21 protein-coding genes are annotated in these 24928 nt (G+C 72.6%); 11 read left to right on the top strand and 10 right to left on the bottom strand.

The window, feature by feature from the left end; genetic code table 11:
* The first annotated feature begins 16 nt into the window (after window positions 1–16).
* Window positions 17–817 (top strand): Nif3-like dinuclear metal center hexameric protein, encoded by an 801-nt coding sequence (locus tag WA640_RS24745; protein WP_335991458.1) that lies wholly within the window; start codon window positions 17–19, stop codon window positions 815–817.
* On the opposite strand, the gene WA640_RS24740 is transcribed toward WA640_RS24745, so the two are convergent.
* On the bottom strand, window positions 818–3610 hold the full coding sequence (locus WA640_RS24740) for an AfsR/SARP family transcriptional regulator (RefSeq protein WP_335991396.1): 2793 nt from the start codon (window positions 3608–3610) through the stop codon (window positions 818–820).
* Window positions 3611–3735: 125 nt separating this feature from the next.
* Here WA640_RS24740 and WA640_RS24735 point away from each other — a divergent pair, with 125 nt between their 5' ends.
* Window positions 3736–4455, top strand: coding sequence for a hypothetical protein (locus WA640_RS24735; protein WP_335991393.1), 720 nt, complete (start codon window positions 3736–3738; stop codon window positions 4453–4455).
* Between the two features lie 92 nt (window positions 4456–4547).
* Here WA640_RS24735 and WA640_RS24730 read toward each other — a convergent pair whose 3' ends face one another.
* Both WA640_RS24730 and WA640_RS24725 read right to left on the bottom strand, forming a co-directional pair.
* Entirely contained in the window at window positions 4548–5816 is a 1269-nt protein-coding gene (locus tag WA640_RS24730) for a hemolysin family protein (RefSeq protein ID WP_335991390.1), read from the bottom strand.
* Between the two features lie 35 nt (window positions 5817–5851).
* Entirely contained in the window at window positions 5852–6598 is a 747-nt protein-coding gene (locus WA640_RS24725) for a MerR family transcriptional regulator (RefSeq protein WP_442904822.1), read from the bottom strand.
* 32 nt (window positions 6599–6630) lie between these two features.
* Here WA640_RS24725 and WA640_RS24720 point away from each other — a divergent pair, with 32 nt between their 5' ends.
* Complete coding sequence (locus WA640_RS24720; RefSeq protein WP_442904821.1) at window positions 6631–7098, top strand: DUF6194 family protein; 468 nt, start codon at window positions 6631–6633, stop codon at window positions 7096–7098.
* 40 nt (window positions 7099–7138) lie between these two features.
* Here WA640_RS24720 and manD read toward each other — a convergent pair whose 3' ends face one another.
* From manD to WA640_RS24700, 4 genes are read right to left on the bottom strand one after another with little or no spacing between them, the layout of a single operon-like run.
* A complete protein-coding gene (gene manD, locus WA640_RS24715) occupies window positions 7139–8377 on the bottom strand; it encodes a D-mannonate dehydratase ManD (RefSeq protein WP_335991383.1) in 1239 nt (412 codons plus the stop codon).
* Entirely contained in the window at window positions 8374–8805 is a 432-nt protein-coding gene (locus WA640_RS24710; protein WP_335991380.1) for a GlcG/HbpS family heme-binding protein, read from the bottom strand. The genes manD and WA640_RS24710 overlap by 4 nt, the downstream gene beginning before the upstream one ends.
* 26 nt (window positions 8806–8831) lie before the next feature.
* Window positions 8832–10997: a malate synthase G gene (locus tag WA640_RS24705; RefSeq protein WP_335991378.1), complete on the bottom strand. Its 2166-nt coding sequence runs from the start codon at window positions 10995–10997 to the stop codon at window positions 8832–8834.
* Window positions 10994–12400, bottom strand: coding sequence for an FAD-binding oxidoreductase (locus WA640_RS24700; RefSeq protein ID WP_335991376.1), 1407 nt, complete (start codon window positions 12398–12400; stop codon window positions 10994–10996). The genes WA640_RS24705 and WA640_RS24700 overlap by 4 nt, the downstream gene beginning before the upstream one ends.
* Before the next feature lie 96 nt (window positions 12401–12496).
* Here WA640_RS24700 and WA640_RS24695 point away from each other — a divergent pair, with 96 nt between their 5' ends.
* Both WA640_RS24695 and WA640_RS24690 read left to right on the top strand, forming a co-directional pair.
* Window positions 12497–13285 (top strand): IclR family transcriptional regulator, encoded by a 789-nt coding sequence (locus tag WA640_RS24695; protein WP_335991374.1) that lies wholly within the window; start codon window positions 12497–12499, stop codon window positions 13283–13285.
* Window positions 13286–13466: 181 nt separating this feature from the next.
* Window positions 13467–14171, top strand: coding sequence for a GH12 family glycosyl hydrolase domain-containing protein (locus WA640_RS24690; RefSeq protein ID WP_335991371.1), 705 nt, complete (start codon window positions 13467–13469; stop codon window positions 14169–14171).
* Between the two features lie 69 nt (window positions 14172–14240).
* On the opposite strand, the gene WA640_RS24685 is transcribed toward WA640_RS24690, so the two are convergent.
* The gene (locus WA640_RS24685) at window positions 14241–14852 is read right to left on the bottom strand and encodes a GNAT family N-acetyltransferase (RefSeq protein ID WP_335991368.1); all 612 of its coding nucleotides are present in this window, start codon (window positions 14850–14852) and stop codon (window positions 14241–14243) included.
* 107 nt (window positions 14853–14959) lie between these two features.
* Here WA640_RS24685 and WA640_RS24680 point away from each other — a divergent pair, with 107 nt between their 5' ends.
* Together WA640_RS24680 and WA640_RS24675 are read left to right on the top strand one after the other, a co-directional pair.
* Window positions 14960–15745 carry a TetR/AcrR family transcriptional regulator gene (locus tag WA640_RS24680; RefSeq protein ID WP_335991366.1) on the top strand — a complete coding sequence of 262 codons (786 nt, stop codon included), beginning with the start codon at window positions 14960–14962 and terminating at the stop codon, window positions 15743–15745.
* A gap of 70 nt (window positions 15746–15815) precedes the next feature.
* Window positions 15816–18164 (top strand): ATP-binding protein, encoded by a 2349-nt coding sequence (locus tag WA640_RS24675; RefSeq protein ID WP_335991364.1) that lies wholly within the window; start codon window positions 15816–15818, stop codon window positions 18162–18164.
* A gap of 57 nt (window positions 18165–18221) precedes the next feature.
* Here the strand turns inward: WA640_RS24675 and WA640_RS24670 are convergent, their stop codons facing one another.
* Both WA640_RS24670 and WA640_RS24665 read right to left on the bottom strand, forming a co-directional pair.
* A complete protein-coding gene (locus WA640_RS24670) occupies window positions 18222–18764 on the bottom strand; it encodes a hypothetical protein (protein ID WP_335991362.1) in 543 nt (180 codons plus the stop codon).
* Between the two features lie 164 nt (window positions 18765–18928).
* Entirely contained in the window at window positions 18929–20287 is a 1359-nt protein-coding gene (locus WA640_RS24665; RefSeq protein WP_442904820.1) for a replication-associated recombination protein A, read from the bottom strand.
* 248 nt (window positions 20288–20535) lie between these two features.
* Between WA640_RS24665 and nhaA the strand changes: the two genes are divergently transcribed.
* The 4 genes from nhaA to WA640_RS24645 all read left to right on the top strand — a co-directional run bounded on the left by nhaA (window position 20536) and on the right by WA640_RS24645 (window position 24925).
* Window positions 20536–21948: a Na+/H+ antiporter NhaA gene (gene nhaA / locus WA640_RS24660; protein WP_335991356.1), complete on the top strand. Its 1413-nt coding sequence runs from the start codon at window positions 20536–20538 to the stop codon at window positions 21946–21948.
* Between the two features lie 176 nt (window positions 21949–22124).
* On the top strand, window positions 22125–23489 hold the full coding sequence (locus tag WA640_RS24655; RefSeq protein ID WP_335991353.1) for a TrkH family potassium uptake protein: 1365 nt from the start codon (window positions 22125–22127) through the stop codon (window positions 23487–23489).
* A 42-nt stretch (window positions 23490–23531) separates the two neighbouring features.
* A complete protein-coding gene (locus WA640_RS24650) occupies window positions 23532–24356 on the top strand; it encodes an alpha/beta fold hydrolase (protein ID WP_335991351.1) in 825 nt (274 codons plus the stop codon).
* Between the two features lie 56 nt (window positions 24357–24412).
* Window positions 24413–24925 carry a DinB family protein gene (locus tag WA640_RS24645; protein WP_335991348.1) on the top strand — a complete coding sequence of 171 codons (513 nt, stop codon included), beginning with the start codon at window positions 24413–24415 and terminating at the stop codon, window positions 24923–24925.
* Window positions 24926–24928 lie beyond the last annotated feature (3 nt).

The raw sequence follows: 24928 nt of genomic DNA, 5'->3' as shown, positions 1-24928 counted from the left end.
CAGTGCTCATGTGGCGATGACGGCTCAGGACGTAGTGGATCTGGTCGATGCGCACCTCGGGGTGCCGCGGCGTGAAGTGACCGTGGACGAATACCTTGCGGGCGAACCGGACCAGGAGGTGCACGGCGTCGCGTTCACGATGATGGCGACGCTCGACGTGCTCCAGCGGGCGGCCGCGCAGGGCCTCGACCTGGTGTTCTCCCATGAGCCGCTGTACTTCCACCACCGCGAGGAGTGGAACGCGATGCTCGCGGACGCGGACGACCCGGTCCACCGCGCGAAGGCGGCGTTCATCGCGGAGCACGGGCTGGTGGTGCGGCGCCTCCACGACGCGGTGCACGACACGCGGCCGGACCGGATCATCGACGGTGCCGCGCATGTACTGGGCTGGAAGGACTTCGAGCGCGGCGACCTGCCGGGTGTCTTCGACGTTCCGGCCACGACGCTCGGCGCGCTCGCCGGTCATGCGGCGCGGGCGTTCGGTGCGAGCGCGCTCCGCTACATCGGCGATCCCGAGCTGCCGGTCTCGGTTGCGGGGCTCCAGCCCGGGTTCTTCGGGTTCGAGAAGAACCGGGCGGCGCTCGCCCGCCCGGAGGTGGACGTGCTCCTCATCGGCGAGTCGAACGAGTGGGAGACGGCCGCCTATGCCGCCGACGCGGTGAGCGCGGGGCTTGCCAAGGGGCTCATCGTCATCGGGCATGTGCCCTCGGAGCAGGAGGGGATGGCCGCGACGGCGGGCCGCCTCGCCGAGCTGCTGCCCGGGTTCCCGGTCGCCTTCGTTCCCACGGCCGACCCGTTCGCCACGCTGCCCGTTTAGCTACTCGGCCAGGCGCTTGCGCGCCTCGTCCACGTCGGGGTGCTGGAGTTCGTCGAGGACGGTCTCCGCTTGGCGCCACGACTCGCGGGCCGCGCCGCGGTCGCCGGAGGCGGCTTGGGAGTCGCCCAGGTTGAGCAGGCACACCGCGGTGTCGTAGCGGTTCCCGAGCTGCCGGTTGAGGCGGATGGCCTCCTGGAACGTGTCGATCGCTTCGGGGAAGCGGCCCAGCTGGTGGTGGACGAAGCCGATGGTGTCCAGGGCCGCGGCCTCGCCGAGCGGGTCGGCGATCCGCTGGAACCCGGCGCGCGCCCGCAGGCCGTGGTCGAGGGCGCTCTCCTGCTCCCCCACGTGGGCGAGGAACCAGGCGACGAGGTTGAGGGTGGTGGCGCTGTCGGTGTCCTCCAGGCGCTCTTCGAGTTCGAGCGCCCGCCGGGCGTGTTCGAGGGCCCGAACGTAGTCGTCCCGTCCTGAGTAGAGGATCGCCAGGTTGGTGAGGACGAGCGACTCGCCCTTGAGGTCGCCGAGGTCGCGGTACAGCTCCATCGACCGCGTGAAGTGGCGTTCGGCGTCGTCGCCGCGGCGCATCCTGGCGTGCGCGCGGCCGACGCCGCGGTGCGAGTACGCCTCCAGGGCCGGGTCCGCGAGCCGTTCGGCGGCTTCGAGCGCGACCTGCTGCGAGGCGATCCACTGGCTCCAGGCGCCTTGGAGCTCGAAGTACCCCACGAGGATCATCGCGAGCTGCCAGGCCGACCGGTCGTCGCCGCGGGCGACGGCCCAGTCCACGAGGGTGAGCAGGACTTCGGCCTCGGCGGCGAACCAGGCCATCGCGGCGTCGTGGTCGGCGACGGTCTCCGGGTGGGCGACCGCGGGCGGCTCCCCCAGCGACAGGCTGGCCCGCTGCGGGTTGAGGATCGTCGCCGCGACGTGCCCGGTGTGGAGGTAGTGGTCGAGGATGCGGCGGGCCGCGTCGTTCCGGTCGGCTTCGGACGCCTCGACGTGCAGCAGTTCGGTGCTGTACTCGCGCATGAGGTCGTGGAGCGCGTACCGGCCCGGGGCGGGCTCCATGAGGAGGTTGACGCGCACGAGTTCGTCGACCCGCTGAGCGGCCGACGCGGGCGCGCAGTCGCACAGGCTGGCCGCGGCGGCCGCGGTGACGTCGGGGCCGGGGTGCAGGCCGAGAAGGCGGAGCAGGCGGGCGGCGTCGGGGCTGAGCGAGCGGTAGGACCAGGAGAAGACCGCGCGCACGTCGGTCTCGGTGGACGGGGCGCCGAAGGCGTCGAGGCCGGCGCGCAGCTGCTCTGCGAGCGTGGACAACCGGGTGCCGCGCTTCGCCACGGCCTGGGCGGCGGCGATGGCGAGCGCCAGCGGCAGGCGCGCGCTCGCGGCGATGATGTCGTCAGCGGCGCCGCTCTCGGCCGCGAGCCGCTCACGGCCGATCCGGCGCGAGAGGAGGCGGCGGGACTCGGCGAGGGTGGGCAGCTCCAGGCCGATCTGGGCGGCGCCCTCCTCGGCGATGAGGCCCATGAGCACGTCGCGGCTGGTGACCAGGACCAGGCACCCGGCCGAGCCGGGCAGGAGCGGGCGCACCTGGTCGCTGCCGTTCGCGTTGTCGAGGACGATGAGCATCCGGCGTCCGTCCATTGCGGAGCGGTAGGCGGCGGCGAGCTCGTCGGGGTCCTCGGGGACGTCCTCGCCGCGCACGCCGAGCGCGCGCATGAACCGGGCGAGGACCCGGTGCGGCGGGAGCGCCTGCTCGCGGTGGTAGCCGCGGAGGTTGGCGAACAGCTGGCCGTCGGGGAACTCGTCGGCGACGCCGCGGGCCCAGTGGACGGCCAGGGAGGTCTTGCCGATCCCGGCGGTGCCGGTGACCACGCCGACCAGCGGGCCCGACGAGTCGTCCTTGGCGGCCAGCAGCGCGTCGAGGCTCGCGAGCTCGGCGGCCCGGCCGGTGAAGGCGACCGTGTCGGAGGGCAGCTGGCGCGGCACGGCCAGCGGCGTCGCCGCGTCCGGCTCGGTCTCGGTGCGGCTGGTCAGGATGCTCTTGTGCAGCGCGAGGACCGCTTCGCTGGGGTCGATCCCGAGCTCGTCGCGGAGCAGGCGGCTGTACCGGTGGTAGGCGTCGAGCGCCTCGCCGCGCCTGCCGGACCGGTGCAGGGCCTCCATGAGCGCGGCCCACAGGCGCTCGCGCAGCGGGTACCGCGCGGTGAGCGCCACCAGCTCGTCGACCAGGTCGGCCGGGTTCCCGTCGTGCAGCAGGAGGGCCGCGCGGCGCTCGATCAGCGCCAGCCGCTGCTCGGTCAGGCCGGGCACGACCTCGCGGTGCAGGGCCTCGGACGGGACGTCGGCCAGCGCCTCGCCCCGCCATTCGCCGAGCGCCGCCTCTACCGCGGCCAGCTCGCGGGCGCCGTCGCCCGCGGCGGCATCGGCTTCGGCGATGCGGCGGCGCATCCGCCCCACGTCGGTGCGGTCGGCCGGGACGTCGAGCCGGTAGCCGTCGGGGCAGGTCGCCACCAGGTGCGCGGCGTCGATCCGCTCCAGCTGCGCCCGCACGCGCACCGCGCACAGCTGCACCGCGCGGCGGGGGTTCCGGGGCAGGTCGGCCCCCCAGACGGCGTCGGCCAGCTCGTTGACGCCGACCTTGGCCCCGGCCTTGACCACCAAGGCGGCGAGGAAGGTCCGCAGGCGCGGGGCGGTGAGCTCCAGTTCCGTGCCGCCGAGCGCGACGCGCAGGGGCCCCAGGACCCCGAACTCCACCGCGGCGGACGGCGAGGCGGGCGCGGTGGTCTCGGGCATGCCACCCATTTTGCCCCACCCCTGCGACGCGGCGCGTCGGCGATGAAGCCGTTTTGAAGCCGGGGCCCGGAATGATTGCGCCCGGGGCCGCTTCACGGCCCCGCCGACCTTGAAGGGATCTCCGGATGTCCATCCGTTCCATGTCCGCGCTCGCCTTGGGCGCCTTGATGCTGCTCGCCGGATGCAGCGACGCGGGCGACGCCGACGCCGCGGGGGAAAGCGACGCGTCGGACCAGACCACGGCCGGGACGGACGACCAGACGTCGTCCGAGCCGACTCCGACCACCTTCGACGACTTCCCCGGCGAGGAGCTGCTGTACTTCGACGCGGAGTCGGCGTCGATCGGCACGCGGATCAAGGCCGTCGGCACCGAGTGGACCACGGAGTTCCTCGACTACACCGCAGACGCCGGCAGGCACTACCTGGTGATCTACGTGGTGGCGACCGGCGAGCTGGACGACCGCGGCCTGGACCACGCCGGCCTGTCGAACCTCGGCTACACGCTTGAGATGCGGTACCCGTCCTCCGCGGGCTCCTGCTCGGCGGACTACACGGCGAACGACCCGGCCTACTGCACCTACGACGGCTGGAACTCCACCATCCTCAGCGCCCAGTTCGAGCCGCTCGCCAGCGACGACTGGACGAACTACCTCTGGATGGAGGGCAGCATCTTCGGCGTCGAGATGGAGCCCGGCCAGACCATGGTCGGCGCCGTCGCCGTCAGCGTCGAGGACAGCGCCGCACCGACCGGCGGCTTCGAGTTCTGCGCCCGCGGCAAGGACAACACGCTCGACAACAACGTGTTCCCCTGCATCGCGGTCCCGGACCCGGCCCCGATCGGCTGACCCGCGAGCAGCGCCTCCGGCTACCGTCGCGCGGGGAGCCGGAGGCGCTTTTCCGTGCCCGCCGGGGGGGGCGGGAAGTCCGGGCGGGTGGCCTAGTCCGGGGTGCGGCGGAGGCGGATCTTGGTGATCGCGTTCCGTTTGATCTCAAGGACTTCGGCCGTGTAGTCCTCGATGGCGACGGTCTCACCGGGGCGGTCGGGGACGCGGCCCAGGTAGTCGAGGACCAGGCCCGCGACGGTGGCGTAGTCGCCGTGGCCGGTGCGCTCCAGGTCGACGTCGAGGTCGACGAGGTCGTGGAGCGGGAAGCCGCCAGGGAGGACGATCGCGCCGTCCGCTTCGCGCTGCACGGTCTGGATGTCGCGGTCGAACTCGTCGTAGATCTCCCCCACGATCTCCTCGACCAGGTCCTCCATGGTGATGATGCCTTCGACCGCGCCGTACTCGTCGACGACGATCGCGAACTGCTCGTGCTCGTCGCGCATCTGCCGCAATGCGTCGGTGACCTTGAGGCTCTCGGGCAGGAGCATGCTCGGGCGGGCCCGCTCGGCGGCGGTCGCGTCGGTGCCGACCAGGTCGCGCAGGTGGACGGTGCCCTGCACGTCGTCGATCCCGGTGGGGCCCACGACGGGCGCGCGCGAATGGCCGGTCTCGATGAGGATGCGCGCGGCCTCGGCCGCGGAGGTCGCGACGGGGATGGAGGTGACGTCGCGGCGCGGGACCACGATCTCCCGCAGCACCCGCTCGGCGATCTCGAACGCGCCGGAGAGGATGGTCCGCTGGTCGGCGGTGAACTCGCCCTGCGACTCGATGAGGTCGCGGATCTCCTCTGTGGAGACCTCCTCGCGCGCGGCCTGCGGGTTGTTGCCCGTCAGGCGCACCACCAGGTCCGTCGAGACCCCGAGCAGCCAGACCGCCGGGCGGGCGAGCATCGCGAGGACGTCGAGCGGGCGCGCCACCAGCAGCGCCCACCGCTCGGCGCGCTGCATAGCGATCCGCTTGGGCGCCAGCTCGCCGAACACGAGCGTGACGAACGTGAGCACCAGCGTCACCAGCACGATCGCGACCGACTCGGCTCCGGAGCCGAACATCGACAGCGCGGGCACGAGCGGCTGCGCGAGCGCGACCGCCGCGGTCGCCGACGCGAGGAACCCCGCGAGGGTGATCCCGATCTGGATCGTCGCGAGGAACCGGTTCGGGTCGCGGGAGAGCTTCGCGAGCACCCGCCCGCCCCGCGAGGTGCGCTCCAGGCGCTGGATCTGGCTGTCGCGCAACGTCACCAGTGCCATCTCGCTGCCCGCGAACACCGCGTTCAACCCGATCAGCACCACGACGAGCCCGAGCTGGCCCCCATAGCCGCCCACGGCAACAACCCCCTCGATCCGACGTTCCCGAGAGCCTACCGACCGGGGCCGTCCGACAGCTCCGCGGCCAGAAACGCTCCGGCGCGGAGGAGGGCGATCGTGCGGTCGGCGATGGACTCCAGGCGGGCGTCGAGGGCGGCGGCGGATTCTCCGGTCTCGCCAAGGTCGCGGATCGCGGTGATCGCGAGTTCGACCTCGGGGATGCGGTAGCCGCCCGCGCGCAGGGCCGCGGTGATGCGCGCTTCGCGGATCGCGGTGAGGCCGTAGCGGCGCGACGATCCGGAGGGCGTGGGCACTCGGTCGGGTGCGACCAGGCCGCACTGCTCCCAGAAGCGGAGCGTCGAGCTGCGGACGCCGAGCGCCTGCGAGAGTTCGGTGATGGTCATGGCATCGGAGGCGACGGGCTCGGCCTCGGTCTCGGCCTCGCCGCTGATGGCCTCTAGTGCCGTCCGTGCGGCGAGCGCCTGCGCGCGCTCGTCGTGCAGCCGCTGGTGCAGGCCGCTGACGAGCGCCGCGGCGGTCACGCGGGGCTCGGAGCGGACCGCGCGCATGACGTGCCGGGCCGCGACCGGGCCGACCGCGAACGCGAGGTCGCGGTAGGCGCGCAGCGCCTCCACATGCCCGGCCGAGAACCGGCGGTACCCCGCCGCCGAGCGGGACGCGGGCGGGATGACGCCCTGCGCTTCGAGGTCGCGCACCTGCTGCACCGAGTAGCCCGAGGCCGCGGCCACCTCGGCCGTGCCGAGCGGTGCACCGTCCACGCCGCGCCTCCAACCCTCCATAAGCACTTCAACCATACGCTTGAACCATGACCATGGAGCAGATCCTCGACACCATCCGATCCTTCGACGGCGTCCTCGAACTCGCCCCCGCCGAGGGCGGCGAGTTCCCCGAGATCGCCTGGGGCGACCACTTCTTCTACTTCGCCCCCGACGGTCAAGTGCCGCAACGGGAGCAGCCCTACGCCACGATCATCACCAAGGACTATCCCGACGACACCGCCTGCGACCTCGACCGGCCGGGCCGGTGGCGGCTGAACATCCACGTCGGCACCGAGGCGTTCACCGAACTCATCGGGGAGCGCCCTCGCGAGGAGGGGGCGCCGCGCGACTTCACCGCGACCGACACCGTCCTCCCCCACCCGCTGTACCGCCTCCAAGGCTGGATCGCGATCGTCAACCCGGGTGAACGCACCGGGGCGCAGGCGCTCGGGCTCCTGCGCGCCGCCCACGACGACGCCGTGCGCCGGGCCGAACGCCGCGCGGCCCGGCCCGGGTCCTGACCCGGGCCAGCCTCGCGGACGCGTCCGCCGACGGCGTCGTTCACCAGTCGTGGACGGTGCCGTCGTGGAGGCGGTTGAAGGGGAGGTACGCCTGGACGTAGGGGTACTTCCCGGCTTCGTCGGTGTCGAGGTCGACGCCCAGGCCCGGCTGGTCGCCGGGGTGGAGGTGGCCGTCGGTCCAGGTGAACGACTGCTGGAAGACCTGGTCGGTGCGGTGCCCGTGTTGCATGTACTCCTGGATGCCGAAGTTGTGGATCGCCAGGCCCAGGTGCATGGCCGCGGCCATCCCCACCGGCGAGATGTCCGTGGGCCCGTGCATCCCCGACTTGATCTGGTACTGCGCGGCGTAGTCGAGGACCTTCTTCAAATGCGAGATGCCCCCGGTGTGGGTGACCGCGGACCGGACGTAGTCGATGAGCTGCTCGCGGATGATCTGCTGGTAGTCCCACACCGTATTGAAGATCTCCCCGATCGCCAGCGGCGTCGTCGTGTGCTGGCGGACCAGGCGCAGGGCCTCCTGGTTCTCGGCGGGAGTGACGTCTTCAAGCCAGAACAAGTCATAGGGCTCCAGGGCTTTGCCGAGTTGCGCGGCCTGGATGGGGGTGAGGCGGTGGTGGGCGTCGTGCAGCAGCGGCAGCTCAGGCCCGAACTCTGATCGGACGGCTTCGAACACGGTCGGCACGTGGCGCAGGTAGGAGCGGGTGTCCCAGTCCTCCTCGGCCGGCAGCGCCCCGCGCTGGGCCGGTTCGTGGTCGTAGCGGACCCCTGCCATCGCCTCGTAGGTGGCGTTGGAGGCGATCCCGTAGATCGACTTCAATCCCGGGACACCGGTCTGGATGCGGATCGCCCGGTACCCCTGCGCCAGGTGGGCGCGGACCGAGTCGAACAGTTCCTCGACGGTCTTGCCGGAGGCGTGCCCGTAGGCGAGGAGCCCGGTCCTGGAGGCGCCGCCGAGGAGCTGGTAGACCGGCATGTCGGCGGCTTTGCCTTTGAGGTCCCACAGGGCCATGTCGACCGCCGCGATGGCGGCCATGGTCACCGGGCCGCGCCGCCAGTACGCGGAGCGGTACAGGAACTGCCAGGTGTCCTCGATCCGATGCGCATCCCGCCCCAGCAGCAGCGGCACCACATGATCGGACAGGTACGACACGACCGCCAGCTCACGGCCGTTCAACGTCGCATCACCCAACCCGGTGAGACCGTCGTCAGTGGTCAACTTCAACGTCACGAAATTCCGATCCGGACTCGTGACGATCACTTCAGCCTTATCGATGATCACGAGGCGGCCTCCGGCACGTCGAAGCCTTCGCGGGCGAGCGCGGCCAGCGCGATCTCGGCGTCCTGGGCCGGGGTGCCTCCGGCGACGCCGAAGCCGCCGAGGTGGCGGCCCTCGGCCTTGAGAGGGAAGCCGCCGCGGACGTTGGTGAGGAGGTTGTCGGTGCCGAGCGGCAGCGCGACGGCGAGCTCGTCCGGCATCCATCCGGAGGGCTTGCGGGTTGAGGCGCCGGTGTTGGCCTTCCGCCTGCTCGTCTCCACGCTGTGCGGCGTGGTGCCGTCGGCGCGGACGTAGGCGACCAGGCCCAGGGCCGGGTCGACCACGGTCACCGCGACCGGGACGCCGAGTCGCGCGCCCTCCTCGATCGCGGCGGCGACCAGGGCCTGCGCGGACGTGTGGCTCACCGCGGCGGTCTCGACGAACTGCGGCACGGCATCTCCTTTCGGTGCGGCGGCGCTCATGCGGCGCCGCCTGCGGATTTCGCTTCACGGCGGCGCCGGTGAAGGATCGGCTCGGTGTACCCGTTCGGCTGGCGGTCGCCGAGGAAGACCAGGTCCGAGGCGGCCTGGAACGCGATGCTCGCCGCGAAACCGGGGCTCATCGACCGGTACGCGGGGTCCTCGCGGTTCTGCTCGTCGACGACGGCGGCCATCCGGCGGAGGCTTTCGCGCACTTGGTCTTCGGTGACCACGCCGTGGCGCAGCCAGTTCGCGACGAGCTGGCTGGAGATGCGCAGCGTGGCCCGGTCCTCCATGAGCGCGACCTGGTGGAGGTCGGGGACCTTGGAGCAGCCGACGCCCTGGTCGACCCAGCGCACGACGTACCCGAGGAGCGACTGGAGGTTGTTGTCGAGCTCCTCCCGGATCTCCTCGCCGGTCCATTCGGGCTTGTCGACCACCGCGATCTGGAGGAGGTCGTCGAGCGCGGCTCGCGGGCGTCCGGCGAGTTCGCGCTGGCGTTCGGCCACGTCGACCCGGTGGTAGTGCAGCGCATGCAGCGTGGCGGCGGTCGGCGAAGGGACCCAGGCGGTGTCGGCGCCCGCGCGGGGGTGCGCGATCTTCTGGTCGAGCATCGCGGCCATGAGGTCGGGCATCGCCCACATGCCCTTGCCGATCTGGCCGTGCCCGGGCAGGCCGACTTCGAGTCCGATGTCGACGTTCTGGTCCTCGTAGGCGGCGATCCACCGCTGGGACTTCATGTCGACCTTGCGGACGAAGGCCCCGGCCGCGAAGGAGGTGTGGATCTCGTCGCCGGAGCGGTCGAGGAACCCGGTGTTGATGAAGACGAGCCGGTCGGCCGCCTCCGCGATGCAGGCCTTGAGGTTGAGGGTCGTGCGCCGCTCCTCGTCCATGAGGCCGAGCTTGATCGTGCCGGCCGGCAGGTGCAGGAGGGTTTCGACGCGGGCGAAGAGGTCCACGGTCAAGGCGACCTCGTCGGGGCCGTGCATCTTCGGCTTGACGATGTAGACCGAGCCGTGGCGCCCGTTGCGGCGGGGGTTCGCGGCGTCTCGGCCGGGCAGGGCGGCGAGGGTGGTGAGGACGGCGTCCATGATGCCCTCGCCGATCTCGGCGCCGTCGGCGTCCAGGATCGCGTCGGTGGTCATGAGGTGGCCGACGTTGCGGGCGAAGAGCACCGCCCGGCCGGGGACCGCGAGTTCGGTGCCGTCGGGCGCGGTGTAGCGGCGGTCGTCCTCCAGGGTGCGGACGACGGTGCGGCCGCGCTTGTCGAAGCGGGCCTCCAGGTCGCCGCGGTTGAGCCCGAGCCAGTTGCGGTAGGCGGCGAGCTTGTCGTCGGCGTCGACCGCGGCGACGGAGTCCTCGAAGTCGACGATCGCGGTCAGGGCCGATTCCAGGACCACGTCGGCGAGGCCCGCGGGGTCCGAGGCGCCGACCGTGCTCGACCGGTCGAAGGCGAGTTCGATGTGGAGGCCGTTGTGGCGCAGCAGGATGCGTTCAGGGCTGCGCGGGTCGCCGCGGTGTCCGGCGAAGCGGGCGGCGTCGGCGAGCGCGGTCCGCTCCCCCGACGCGAGCGTAGCGGCCAGCGCGCCGTCGGCGACCTCGTAGGACACGACCTCGGCGTGGGAGCCGCTCGCGAGCGGGGCGGCCTCGTCGAGGAACGTCTTGGCGTAGGCGATGACCTGGGCGCCGCGGGCGGCGTCGTAGCCGCCGGGCGCGGCCTCGCCGGGGAGCGCGTCGGTGCCGTACAGCGCGTCGTAGAGGGAGCCCCAGCGGGCGTTCGCGGCGTTGAGCGCGTAGCGGGCGTTGGAGACGGGGACGACGAGCTGCGGCCCCGCGAGGCGGGCGACCTCGTCGTCCACGTCCGCGGTGGTGACGGAGACGTCGGCGGGTTCGGGACGCAGGTAGCCGATCGATTCGAGGAACGCGCGATACTCCTCATGGTCCACAGGGGACGGGTGGTCGGCGTGCCAGCGGTCGATCGCCGCCTGGAGCCGGTCGCGCTCGGAGAGCAGGGCCCGGTTGCGGGGGCCGAGGTCGGCGACGATGCGGGCGAACCCCTCCCAGAACTCGCGCGGCTCGATCGGCGTCCCGGGGAGGAGTTCCTCCTCCACGAACGCGTGCAGGTCGCGGTCGACGGCGAGGCCGCCGGCGTCGATTCTGGTCATGCTGATTGTCCTCGTCTAGTCGGTGCGGTGTCGTCGGCCGCGAAGATCGTTCCGGGGTTGAGGATGCCGTCGGGGTCGAGGGCCCGCTTGACGCGCAGGGAGATGTCGAGCAGGTCGTCGCCGATCTGCGCGGCGAGCCACGGGCGCTTGAGGCGCCCGACGCCGTGCTCGCCGGTGATGGTGCCGCCCAGGCGGATCGCGAGGTCCATGATCTCGCCGTAGGCGAGGCGGGCGCGCTCGTTCCGGGCGGGGTCGGCCGGGTCGCACACGACGAGGGGGTGGGTGTTGCCGTCCCCGGCGTGCGCGATGAACGCGATCGTCACGTCCCGATCGCGCGCGATGGCCTCGACGCCCGCGACGAGCTCGCCGAAGCGCGGCAGGGAGACGCCGACGTCTTCGAGCAGCAGGGGGCCGAGGCGCTCGACCGCGGGGATGGCGATCCGGCGGGCGTGCGCGAACCGTTCGCCCGCTTCGGGATCGGGGGCCTCGAAGGCTTCGCGGGCGCCGTGCGCGGCGAACGCTTCGAGCATGACGGCGATCTCGGCGCCGTCGGGGTGCTGGTCGTCGGAGCGGGCGACGACGAGCGCGGCGGCGTCGCGGTGCAGGCCCGCGCCGAGGACGTCTTCGACGGCGTTGACGGCGATGCGGTCCATGTATTCGAGCATCGAGGGGCGAATGCGCGAGGCGATCTGCTGGACAGCGGCGGCCGCGCCCTCGGTGTCGTCGAACCAGGCGACGACGGTCCGCGGCGGCGGCGGGGCCGGGAGGAGGCGGAGGGTCAGCTCGGTGATGACGCCGAGGGTGCCTTCACTGCCGACGAACAGGTCGAGCATCGACAGGCCCGCGACGTCCTTGAGGCGCGGGCCGCCGACCCGGACGGCGCGGCCGTCGGCGAGCACGACCTCGGCGCCGAGGATGTAGTCGGCGGTGACGCCGTACTTGACGCAGCACAGGCCGCCCGCGTTGGTGGCGGCGTTGCCGCCGATGGAGCAGATCTCGAAGGACGCCGGATCGGGCGGGTACCAGAGGCCGTGCGCGGCCGCGGCGGCCTTCACTTCGGCGTTGAGCAGTCCCGGTTGGACGGTCGCCATGCGGGTGACCGGGTCGACCGCGATGGCCCGCATGCGCTCGGTGCTCAGGACGATGCCGCCGTGGACGGCGGTCGCGCCGCCGGACAGGCCGGTCCCGGCGCCGCGGGGCGTCACGGGGACGCGGTGCTCGGCGGCCCAGCGGATCGCGGCCTGGACCTGCGCGGTGGTCTCGGGGAGCACCACGGCGAGCGGCACGCCCGCGTCGGGGTCGAGGGCGCGGTCCCGGCGGTAGGGCTCCATCGCGGCGGGGTCGGTGACCAGGGAGTCGTCGCCGAGCGCGGAGCGGAGGCCTGCGACATGCGAATCCATCATCGGTTCCGCATGGTGGAATACTGATTTCGCATAGGTGTAGCGTACCGGGACGCCATATCGATGGCAATCGCTTGACACCAGGAATCGGAGGGACCGATGGCCCGAGGGACCGGGGTGCAGTCCGTCGAGCGGGCGCTCGCGCTGCTGGAAGCGCTCGACACCGCAGGGGACGCGGTGGGCATCGGCGAACTCGCCGCGGCCACCGGACTCCCCGCCGGCACGATCCACCGACTGCTGCGGACGCTGGTCGACCGGGGCTGGGCGCACCAGCTGCCCGACCGCCGCTACATGCTCGGCACCCGCATCGCGCGCATGGGCGCGAGCGCGAACGCCCTGCTGGGCCGCCGCGCCCGGCCCGTGCTCCGCGCGGTCGCCGTCGAGCTCGGGGAGACCGCGAACCTGGCGGTGCTCGCCGCCGACGCCGCCGAGTACGTCGCGCAGGTCGCCGGGACCCACTCCATGCGCATGTTCACGGAGGTCGGCAGCCGGGTCCCGTTGCACAGCACCGGGGTCGGCAAGGCGCTGCTCTCCCGGCTCCCCGACGAGACCGTTCGGGACCTGTTGCGCCGCATGGGGATGCCCCGGTTCACCGACACGACGATCACCGACCCCGAGCGGATGGTCCGCGAGCTCGCCGCCGTCCGCGAGCGCGGCTACGCGGTCGACGACGGCGAGATGGAGCTGGGCGTCCGCTGCGTGGCGGTCCCCTTCACCGCCGGGGTGCGGTTCGCGATCTCCGTGTCCGGGCCCGCGCCGCGCATGACCGACGCACTGGTGGCGCGGGCGGCGGCGGCGCTGACGGACGCCGCCGCCCGGCTGCGGGACGAGCTGGACGACCGGCACGCGGCTCCGGACCGCGGCGGTGAGGACGTCGCACCGTCCTAGCCCTGGCGGACTCGGCGCTCCACAGCCGTCGACATGTTTGTCACACCGTGGAACCGATCTGCCCGTTGTCGGTAGATATGGACATCGACTTTGTTGCATGATTTAATCAACACTTGTATCGATGTTCGTGCATCTACGAATGTCGTGGATCGAAGCCGCTCCACAGAAAGGCAAGTCCCGCATGCAACGCAGATCGCTCCTCACCGCAGCACTGGCGGCACCGCTCGCCACCGCGGGCGCCGTCGGCGCCCTCCAGTCCCCCGCGCAGGCCGCGACGTGGTCCTCCTCCGACGACTGGGGGAAGTGGACCGACGGCGCCTACACCGTCAACAACCACGTCTGGGGCAGCGGCGCAGGCGACCAGTCCATCTGGGCGAACTCCCACTCGAACTGGGGAGTGTGGGCCAACCACCCCAACACCGGCGGCGTCAAGTCCTACCCGCACGTCGCCTACCAGCTCGGGCGCGACGTGTGGAACATGGGCAGCGTCTCCGCGAACACCAACGTCACCGTGCCCTCGGGCTCGAACCTGGCCTACTGCACCACGTACGACGTGTGGGGCAACGGCCACGACTACGAGATCATGATCTGGACGCAGTACTACGGCGCGGTCGGCCCGATCGGCTCCTACGTCACCGACGTCAGCCTCGGCGGCCAGAACTGGGCGTTCTACCAGGGCAGCAACGGATCGAACGCGGTCTACAGCTTCCTGGCGCGCAACCACACCACCGACACCTGGGTCGACATCACCGCGCACGCCCAGTGGCTGGTCGCCAACGGCCGCATGCCGCAGGTGACCATCGGCGAGATCGCCTTCGGCTTCGAGATCACCTCGTCGACCGGCGGGTACAACTTCAACTGCAACAACTACTCCCTGTGGACCTAGCGGACGGCCAGGCCACAAGAGACGGCCGCCCGGACGGCGATTCGATCGCCGTCCGGGCGGCCGCGGCCGTTACGCCGGTTCGCGCCACATCGGGAGGAGCCGGGGTCCGCCGTCGGGCAGTCGGATCGGGTCGCCGGACCGCTCGAAGCCGTGGCGCTTGTAGAGGCGGGCGGAGTCGTCGGTGCTCGCTTCCAGGTACGCCGGGGCGGCCTCGCGGTCGGCCGCCGCGAGCCGTTCGCGGAGGATCGTCCCGCCCGCGCCCGAGCCGCGGTGGGCGGGGGCCACGGCGATCGAGTAGAGGTAGAGGTGGGGGAACCGGCGCGGGTGCGCGGCGCCGGTGGCGCGCAGCGCCTGCTCCGCCCGCCGCAGGAGCGGCAGGCCGGTCGATGCCGCCAGCGCCGCGACCTGATCGGCCTCGGCTCGGAGCTTGTCGAGCGAGTCGAGGCGCCGCCACACCGAGACGCCCGCGATGGCCTCGCCGCGCGTCGCGATCCATACTTCGTCCTCGACGAGGTGGCCGCGGAGGGTCGCGGTGAAGTACTCGTCGTACAGGTCCTCGGGCACCGGCCCCGCGGACGTCAGCCACGCGTTGACCGCCTCGTCGGCCGTGGCCGCGGCGTACGCCGGGACGAGCGCCTCCAGGTCGTCCTCGACCGCCCTGCGAACCGTGAACCCGTCCATGCTTCCTCCTGGATGTACGTCGTATCGTTGTTTCGAGGTTATCCGTGCACACCTGGGAAGTCCTATGATTTCGTCACGGATTCGAGGTGTGACGAAATGGAGCCGCGATGGACCGCTGCGCGCAGTGCGGCGCCCGCATCGACCAGCCCGAGCGGGGTCGGCGCCGCCGCTACTGCTCCCGTTCGTGCCAGGCCCGCGCGTACCGGGAACGAAGCGCCGCACGGCCGACTGAGCGCATCGCGCGCCCGCGCGAACTCACCCCGGCCCGCATCGCCGCGGCCGCGGTGGCCCTCGCGGACCGGACCGGGTTCGAGGGGCTCACCATGCGCCGCTTGGCGACCGAGCTCGGGATCGCCACGATGGGCCTGTACCGGCACTTCCCGTCGCGGGACGCGCTCGTGGTCGCGATGACCGACGCCGTCCTCGACGAGGTCCGGCCGCCCGGTCCGCACCTGACCGGCTGGCGCCCGCGGCTCGAACACGAGGCGCGCGAGGAATGGGCGCTCTACCGCCGCCACCCGTGGGTCCTGCCCGCGATCGCCCGCAGCCGCCCGCCCGTCGGCCGCGGCCTGCTCGCCAGCGTCAACCGGATCCTCAGCGGCATCGAGGACCTCGGCGTGGGCCCCGAACGGCTCCTCTCGGTCTACCTCGCCGTCTCCGGGCTCGTGCAGGGCCTCGCGCTGCTCCCCGCGGCCGAGGCGGCCGCCCGCGCGGCCACCGGCGAGGACCTGGCCGAATGGTGGTCCCGCCGGGGCGAGGCGCTCGCCGACCTCTTGGCCGAGTTCCCGTTCCTGGCCGAGCGCTTCGGCCCCGAGGCCATGGACCTCGACTTCGACGCCCTCTTCGAGTTCGGCCTCGCCACGCTCCTGGACGGACTCGAAGCCCGGTCCTGACGTCCACAGTGCTGTGTCCGGCGCCGATGCGAGGCATGACGGCGGCGCCGTGAGCGCCTATCATGTCCGCATGGTCGACCAAGGGCCCGAGGCCGCGGAGACGCTCCGGTCGTTTCGGCTGCGCGCCATGCTGACGCAGGAGGAGCTGGCGTACAAGGCCGGTGTCAGCCCGCGCACCGTCAGGGGCATCGAGCTGGGTCAGGTCCGGCCCCAGCCGAGCACGCTCCGGCTGCTCGCCGCGGCCCTCGACCTCGCGCCGGACGCCCGCGCACTCCTGTCGGGCTCCCCCGGCCGCGCCGCCGCCGTGCCGCGCGAGCTCCCGCGGGTCCTCCCCGCGTTCGCCGGGCGCGCGGGCCCGCTGGACGAGGCCTTCACCGCGGTCGAGGACGGCGCGTCCGTCATCGCGTTCCAGGGCATGGCGGGCGTCGGGAAGACCGCGCTCGCGGTGCGGATCGCGCACGACCTGGCCCCGCGCTGGCCCGACGGGCAGCTGTTCCTCGACCTCCACGGCTTCACGCAGGCGGTGCCGGCGCCCGGTCCCGCCTCGGTCCTGGCGCGCGTGCTGCGCGGGCTCGGGGCGACCGAGCAGGCCCTGCCCTCCGACGTCGGGGAACTCACCGCCCGGTACCGCAGCGTCCTCGCCGACCGGCGCGTGATCCTCGTCCTCGACAACGCGGCCGACACCGCCCAGGTCGAGGCGCTCCTCCCCGGCACGCCGAGCAGCCTCGTCCTCGCGACGAGCCGCCGGGACCTCTCGGCCCTCGCGGGCGCGTACGCGATCTCCCTCGAACCGCCGCAGGAGGACGAGGCCGCGGCCATGCTCACCGCCGCCCTCGCCGACCGGATCACCGCTGACGAGGCCGCGGCGATCGCCGACCGGTGCGGGCGGCTCCCGCTCGCGATGGGGCTCGCGGCGGCGCGCCTGCACAGCCGCCCGCACTGGCGCGTCGAGGACCTGCTCGCGCGGCTCACCGACGACGAGCGGCGGCTCGACGAGTTCGACATGGGCCACCGCGGCGTCACGGCCGTGCTCCGGTCCTCGTACCTCGAACTCGCCCCCGGGCAGCGGCGGCTGCTGCGCCAGCTCGCCCTCGTCCCGGGCGCCGACGTCGACGCCCGCGCCGCCGCCGCGCTGTCCGAGACGGACGGGCAGCGGGCGTCGGCCCTGATTGAGTCTCTTGTAGACGTCCATCTCGTCGAGACCAGATCGCCGGGGCGGTACCGGCTCCACGACCTGGTGCGGCTCTTCGCGTCCCGGCTCGCGAACGCCGAGGACACCGGGCAGGAGCGCGACGAGGCCCTGGCGCGGCTGTACGGCGTGTACCTGCATTTCGGCTACCGCGCGGCCGCGCGGACCGTCCAGAACGTGGCGCGCTTCGACACCGGCGCGGCAGCGCACGACCTCGGCCTGCCCGGCTTCGCCGACCGCGACGCGGCCCTGGCATGGTTCCGGGCCGAGCACGCCAACCTGGAGTCCGCCGCGGCGGCGGCCGCGAGGGCCGGGCTCCACGAGCAGGCCTGGCACCTGGCGACGGTCTTCAACGGCTTCGTCTCGTACCACCGCGACCCGGCCGCCCACGCGGCCGTCAACGACATCGCGCTCGCCAGCGCCCGCGCGCTCCAGGACACCTGGAAGCTCGCGTACTCCCTCGGCGACGCCGGGCGCAGGCTCGGGGTCGAGGGCCGCATCGGCGACGGGATCGCCTGCCTCGCAGAGGCGGTCGCCCTCAAGCGGGACCTGGGCGAGCACGGCGACGCGGCGCTGACGCTCGCCAACATCGGCGTCCTGCACCGCCGCTCCGGCCGGTTCGCCGAGTCGCTGGCGGTGTACGAGGAGGCGCTGGACCTGGCGGCGGCCACGGGCGACGCGGTGGCGGTCGCGACCGTCCTGCTGAACATGGCCGCGCCGCTGATCCGCCTCGGCCGCCTCGACGAGGCCGAACGCCGCCTCGCGGAGGCCGAGGAGCGGTTCGCCCCCGGCGACGACCACAACCGGAACCGCATCAAGGTCTTCCGGGGCAACCTGCTCCGCGAGCGCGGGGACGCGGCCGGGGCGGCGGCGGTGCACGCGTCCTGTCTGGACGCCTGCGTGAAGGAGGGCATCCGCACCGGCATCACCGCGACGCTGCTCGAACTCGGCGAGGACCTGCTCGCGCTGGGCCGCGGCGAGGACGCCGTGGAGCGGTTCGAGCAGGCGGTGGCGCAGTCGGAGGAGATCGCGGACCACTCCTACGAGCGCGCGGCCCGCAACGGCCTCGGCCGGGCCCTCACCGCGCAGGGCCGCACCGCCGAGGCGGTCGTCCAGCACGAGCGGGCCGCGGCCCTCGCCGCAGCGCAGGACGACGCCTACGAACTGGCCCAGGCGAACCGGGGCCTCGCGCAGGCCCGCGAAGGCCGGGGCGGCCCCGCGCCGGAGTAGCCGGATACACCGTCGGCGAGCGCCCGCAGCAGGGCGCCCGCCGACGGGACCGGTGGATCAGCCGTTCTCGATGAACTTGTAGCGGCGCGGGATGTAGCCCTGGTTCTGGAGGAGGTTCGCGTCGATGCGCTGGTGCCGCATGTCCAGCGCAGGGGTCGCCAGGTCGTAGTACCACATGTAGCCGGAGTCGATGCTCCACGAGTCGAACAGCATCGTGTGGTTGTCGTAGGCGTTGACGATGTCGCCAGCCTTGAGCTCCCTCCAGAGGATCTGGCGGGAGATGTCGGGGAGGCTGCGCGTGCTGTGCCCGGGGGCGGGGCTGTGCCAGCACATCGACACGAAGCCCGAGCAGTCGGTGCGGTAGCGGTGGCAGCCGTGGACCGCGTCGGGCTCGGTGTCCGAGCCCCCGACGTACTGCACGTTCCGCTCGAACCACTCGTGCGCGCGGTTCATCACCTGCGAGCGCTTGATCGGCCCGTTGTAGTCGGCGTGCGCCGCCCCGGCGAAGCCGAGCGCGCCCACCGCGGCCGCGGCGGGCAGCAGGAGCGCCGACGTCAGCAGTCGCCGCCGCGACGGGTTCGCCTGTTCGGTGTCGGTCATGGAGTTCTCCTTCGGGAGGGATGATCCGTGCCGTGTGGCACGCTCCACAAAGTCAAACAAGATCCCGCTGCGGGATCGAGGCAAGCGAGCGGCAAGCCAAGGGCACCGTTCGTCCGGCGGCCGGCCTGGATTCGGGGTCGCGCGTCGGTCGAGCCCGCCTCGGCTCACGGTTCGGTCCCGCCGCCCCCGCCGTCCTCGCGCCGCAGCCGCGCCCGCAGCTCGGCCCAGTGCTCAAGCCGCTCCCCCACGCGCGCTTCGTACCCGTTGCGCGTGGGGCGGTAGAACCGCTGGCGGTCCATGCCCTCGGGGAAGTACTCCGCGCCGGAGAAGCCCTCGGCGGTGTCCGGGTCGTACCGGTAGCCCTTGCCGTAGCCGATGTCCTTCATCAACCTGGTGGGGGCGTTGAGGATGTGGGCGGGCGGGGCGAGCGAGCCGGTCTGCTTCGCGCTGCGCTGCGCCTCCCCGAACCCGCGGTAGACCGCGATCGACTTCGGCGCGGTCGCGAGGTAGACGACGGCCTGCGCGATCGCGAGCTCCCCTTCGGGCGAGCCGAGCCGCTCGTACACCTCCCACGCCGCGAGCGCCTGCCGCACGGCCTGGGGGTCGGCGATCCCGATGTCCTCGTTGGCGAACCGGATGATGCGACGGGCGATGAACAGCGGGTCCTCGCCGCCGTCGAGCATCCGCGCGAGCCAGTACAGGGCGGCGTCGGGGTCGGAGCCGCGCATGGACTTGTGGAGCGCCGAGATGAGGTTGTAGTGGCCCTCCTGCGCCTTGTCGTACAGCGGCGCGCGCTGCTGCACGGTCTCGGCGAGCGCGGCGGTGTCGAGGGGAGCCGTGCCCTCGGGCAGCTCCTGCAACTGCTCGACCATGTTGAGCAGGTAGCGGCCGTCGCCGTCGGCCATGGCGATGAGGGAGCCGCGGGCCTGGTCGTCGAGGGGGACGGGGCGCACTTCCCGCTCGGCGCGGGCGAGGAGGGTTTCGAGGGCGGCGGTGTCGAGGCGGTGGAGGACGAACACCTGGCAGCGGGAGAGCAGGGCGCCGTTGAGCTCGAAGCTGGGGTTCTCGGTGGTGGCGCCGACGAGGATGATCGTGCCGTCCTCGACGTACGGCAGGAACGAGTCCTGCTGGGCGCGGTTGAACCGGTGGATCTCGTCGACGAACAGCATCGTGCCCTGGCCCGTGTCGCGGCGGCGCTGCGCGGCGGCAAACACCTTCCGCAGGTCGGCGACGCCGGAGAACACGGCCGACAACGGCTCGAACGCGAGGTCGGTCTCCTCGGCGAGCAGCCGCGCGATCGTGGTCTTCCCGCACCCCGGCGGGCCCCACAGGACCGTGGACACCGGTTTGCCGCGCGCGACCATGCGCCCCAGCGGCGCGTCCGGGGCCAGCAGGTGGTCCTGCCCGACGACCTCGGCGAGCGTGCGCGGCCGCAGCCGGTCGGCCAGCGGCCGCGGCGGGTCCTCCCCGAACAGCGGCAGCGCCGGAGGATCAGCTTCGGTACTCATGTCTCTTCTCCCCATGGCCTGCGCGATCTCTTCACCCCATAGACCCTCTCTCACGGGTGGGACAGTGTTCGCCGACCCCGGGATATTGCTTCCGCGTTCACGGGAATTCGAGACGCAGACCACGGACAACCCGCTCGCGCCGCCAGGTGGCCGCGGGAACGTCGGCCGAGGTGATGTCAGCTCGTGTCGTGTAGGGTTGGGCGCGGTGTGCCGGGAAGTCTGGTCGGCGAGTCCTGTCAGCGACCCCGAATCGGAGCCGCACCGTGCCCACCGACCTGAACGAGCCCTGGAAGTCCCCCGTCTGGCGGACCCGGCCCGCATTCCTGTACTCGCGCAAGTCCCTCGCCCGCTACGTGGGCCGGCCGGCCGCCGAGTTCCTCAAGATCGAGCCCGCCGCGGGCGTGGTGCTCGTGGCGTGCGCGGTCGTCGCGCTGGTGTGGGCGAACTCGCCGTGGGCCGCCTCGTACCAGGCGGTGTGGGGCATGGACATCACGATCCGCATCGGATCGTTCGAGCTCCACCACTCGCTCAAGGACTGGATCAACGACGGCCTCATGGCGGTGTTCTTCTTCGTCGTGGGCATGGAGATCAAGTCAGAGATCGTCTCCGGGGAGCTGCGGCAGGTCCGGAACGCCGTCGCGCCCGTGGCCGGGGCGGTCGGCGGCATGGCCGTGCCCGCCCTCATCTACGCCGCGTTCAACGCCGGCGGCGAGGGCGCCGGGGGCTGGGGCGTGCCGATGGCGACCGACATCGCGTTCGCCGTGGGCGTGCTCGCCCTGTTCGGCTCCCGCATCCCTTCGGCGGCGAAGGTGTTCCTGCTGACGCTCGCGATCGTCGACGACCTCGGCGCCATCGCGGTCATCGCCGTGTTCTACACCGACGACCTGTCGATGCCCTGGCTCGCCGCCGCCGGGGCGATCCTCGCGGTGGCGATCGGCCTGCGGGTCCTCAACGTGTGGTCGGGCCCGGTCTACCTCGTCGTCGGCATCAGTCTGTGGCTCGCCGTCCTCGAATCGGGCATCCACGCCACCATCGCCGGAGTCGCGATGGGCCTGCTCATCTCGGCGAAGCCGCTCCTCGATCCCCATGCGGCCCATGCCAAGGCGCAGGAGCTCGCCAAGGACGGGCTCACACTCGGGGAGACCGAGCGGCTCGTGCGGCTCACCCGCGACGCCCAACCGCCCACGCAGCGGCTCCAGCACGCCAACCACCCGTTCTCCTCCTTCGTGGTCCTGCCGCTGTTCGCGCTCGCGAACGCCGGAGTGGTCCTCTCCGGGGACCTCATGGCGGCGGCCGCGACCTCGGCGGTGACGATCGGCATCGTCCTGGGGCTGGTGGTCGGCAAGGCCCTCGGCATCACCGCGGCGGTCTGGATCGCGGTCAGGACCGGTGCCGGGCGCCTGCCCGAGGGCACGCGGTGGCCGCTGCTGACCGGCATCGCCGCCGTCGCCGGGATCGGGTTCACCGTGGCGCTGTTCATCACCGAGCTCGCCTTCCACGACACCGCGCTGCTCACCGACGAGGCCAAGATCGGCGTCCTCGCCGGGTCCTTCGCCGCCGCGCTCATCGGCTCCGCGATCATCGCGTGCACCGCGCCCCGCGAATCGGAGCGGCAGCCCGAGGTTGACGAGGAGGACGCCGCCGAGCTCGACCCGGCCGGGACCGGGGCGCGGTGAGCGCGGCCGAAGACTACGGGCCTTGACGGAATATTGACGCCGCCGTCCTGAGTTCCATGGACCGGGCGTTTCGGCCGCAGATCGGGCTTCCCGGGTCCGCGACCTGCGCCGTCGCGTCCGAACGGGCCCCGGCGAGGTGCACGGGGCGGCGGCGGGTCCGCGGTTATGGTCCAGGGGTGTTCCGTGCCCTGCGACATCCCGCCCGCCTGGTGCCGTTGGCGTTCTGCGCGTTCATCCTCGTGGGGACCGTGCTGCTCATGCTCCCGGCCGCGACCGAGACCGGCGAGGCCGCGCCGCTGCTGACGGCGCTGTTCACCTCGGTCTCGGCGGTGTGCGTGACCGGGCTGGTCGTGGTCGACACCGGCACGTACTGGTCCGGGTTCGGCGAGGTCGTGATCACGGTGCTCATCCAGATCGGCGGCTTCGGGATCATCATGGCCGGGACGCTGCTGGGCCTGCTGGTCCTGGGGCGTCTGCGCCTGTGCGGGCGCCTGCTGGCCCAGAAGGAGAACAGCACGGTCCACCTCGGCGACGTGCGGGCCCTCGCCGGGCAGATCGCGCTCCTGACGCTCATCGTCGAGGCGGTGACCGCGATCGTCCTGGCCCTGCGGTTCCACTTCCATTACGGCTACGGCGCAGCCGAATCGGTCTGGCACGGCGTGTTCCACTCGGTGGCGTCGTTCAACAACGCCGGGTTCGGGCTGGAGGCCGACAGCCTCATGCAGTTCGTGACCGACCCGGTGATCTCGCTGACCGTGTGCGCCGCGATCATCATCGGCGGCATCGGGTTCCCGGTGATGGTCGAGGTCCTGCGCAACGCCCGCACCGCGTGGCGGCACCGGTCCGGCCAGCGGCGGGCGCGCATCCGGTGGTCGCTGCACACCCGCATCACGGTGCTCATGACCGGCGTCCTCCTCGTGGCCGGCTACGCCGTCTACCTGGCCCTGGAGTGGCGCAACCCGGGCACGCTCGGGCCGCTCGGCGTCGGCGACAAGCTCCTGGCCGCGTTCACCGCGGGCGTGCAGCCGCGCACCGCCGGATTCAACAACCTCGCCGTCGCCGAACTGCGCCCAGAGACGCTGCTGGCGACCGACGCGCTCATGTTCATCGGCGGCGGCCCAGCCGGGACCGCGGGCGGCATCAAGGTCACCACCTTCGCGCTCCTCGCGGTCGTGATCTGGGCCGAGGTGCGCGGCGAACCCGACGTGGCCGTGTTCGGCCGCGCCATCCCCGCCGAGACTCAGCGCCAGGCGCTCACCGTCGCACTCCTGGGCGTCGCCGCCGTCGGGGCCGGGACCGCGATCATCATGCTCGACACCGGCTTCGGCCTCGACCACGTCCTGTTCGAGGCCGTCTCGGCGTTCGGCACCGTCGGGCTGTCCGCCGGCATCACCCCCGAACTCGGGCCGGTCAGCCAGATCGCGCTCATCGTCCTCATGTTCCTCGGCAGGGTCGGCACCGTCGCGGTCGCCGCCGCGCTCGCGCTGCGCCTCCGCGGCCGCCGCTTCACCTACCCGGAGGAGCGCCCCCTCGTCAGCTGACGCCCGCGGGCGGACTTGAAGCGGGAACCTAGTGTTGCCGTCATGCCAATGCACTTCGTCGCGCAGGGGGCCGGGACCCCCGTCCTCGCGGTCCACGGCTGGACCACCGACCACCGCCTCATGGCCGGGTTCATGGAGCCGTGCTTCACCCGCCGCGCCGCCGCGCGACCGGACGCGCCTTCGTACCGCCGCGTCTACCCCGACCTCCCCGGCATGGGGCAGACGGAGATCACCGAGCGGTACCGGGGCTCGGACGACATGCTCGACGCGCTCCAGGGCTTCGTGGACCACCTGATCGGCGACGCGCCGTTCCTCGTCATCGGCGAGTCCTACGGCGGCTACCTCGCCCGCGCCCTCGCGTGCTCCCGCCCCGGGCAGGTGCTGGGCCTGGCCCTGGTGTGCCCCATCGGGAAGGAGGCCCGCCGCTCCAAGCGGACCCTCCCGCCCCACACCGTGATCGCACGCGACCCTGGACTCATGGCCGGGCTGCCCCCGGCGGACGCCGCCTCGTTCGGCGACCTCGCCGTCGTGCAGTCCCCGGAGACCTTCCGCCGCTTCCGGGAGGAGATCGCGCCCGGGCTGGCGCTCGCCGACGACGAAGGGCTGCTGCGGGTGGCGCGGCGGTACGAGCTGTCGACCGCGCCCGAGTCCGGTGCGCCGTTCGAGCGGCCCGCGCTGATCGTGACCGGTCGCCAAGACGACAACACCGGCTACGCGGACGTCTATGCGCTGCTTGAGCACTACCCGCGCGCGACGTTCGCCGTCCTCGACCGGGCCGGGCACAACCTCCAGATCGAGCAGCCGGACCTGCTCGACGCGCTGATGGAGGAATGGCTCGACCGGGTCGAGGAGTCCGCGCCGAGCTGAAGCGTCTCCGCGCAACCGGGTTGCGGCGCACCGCGGTTCCGGGCGAGGATCGGACAATGGCTGACTTCGGCACCAGGACCGATCCGCCCGGGCGGGCCGGGGAGCGGGAGACGCTGCTCGGGTTCCTCCGCTACCAGCGGGAGACGCTGGCGCTCAAGTGCGCGGGCCTCACGCCGGAGCAGGCGGCGCGGCGGGCGGTCGAGCCGTCCTCGATGTCGCTGCTGGGGCTGGTGCGCCACCTCGCCGACGTCGAACGCGGCTGGATCCGCGGCCGGATCGCAGGCGACGTCGCCGAGCCGCTGTTCTGGCGCGAGGACCGCCCTGACGCGGCCTTCGACGAGGCCGAGGGCACCGCGGCGTGCGTCGAAGAGGCGTGGGCGGCGCTGCGCGAGTCCGCCGCGTTCACCGAGCGGTTCGCGGCCGGGGCGTCGCTGGACCGGACCTGCGAGGACCGCCGCGGCCTCGTGTCGCTGCGCTGGGTCCTGTTCCACCTGATCGAGGAGTACGCCCGCCACAACGGCCACGCCGACCTCCTCCGGGAGCGCATCGACGGCAGCGTGGGCCAGTAGCGG

Origin of the sequence: Glycomyces sp. MUSA5-2 (assembly GCF_037034145.1) — a bacterium.
Lineage (GTDB): Bacteria > Actinomycetota > Actinomycetes > Mycobacteriales > Micromonosporaceae > Glycomyces > Glycomyces artemisiae.
Note: the sequence above shows the minus strand (reverse complement) of the source record. Positions and strands in the feature narration are given on the sequence as shown.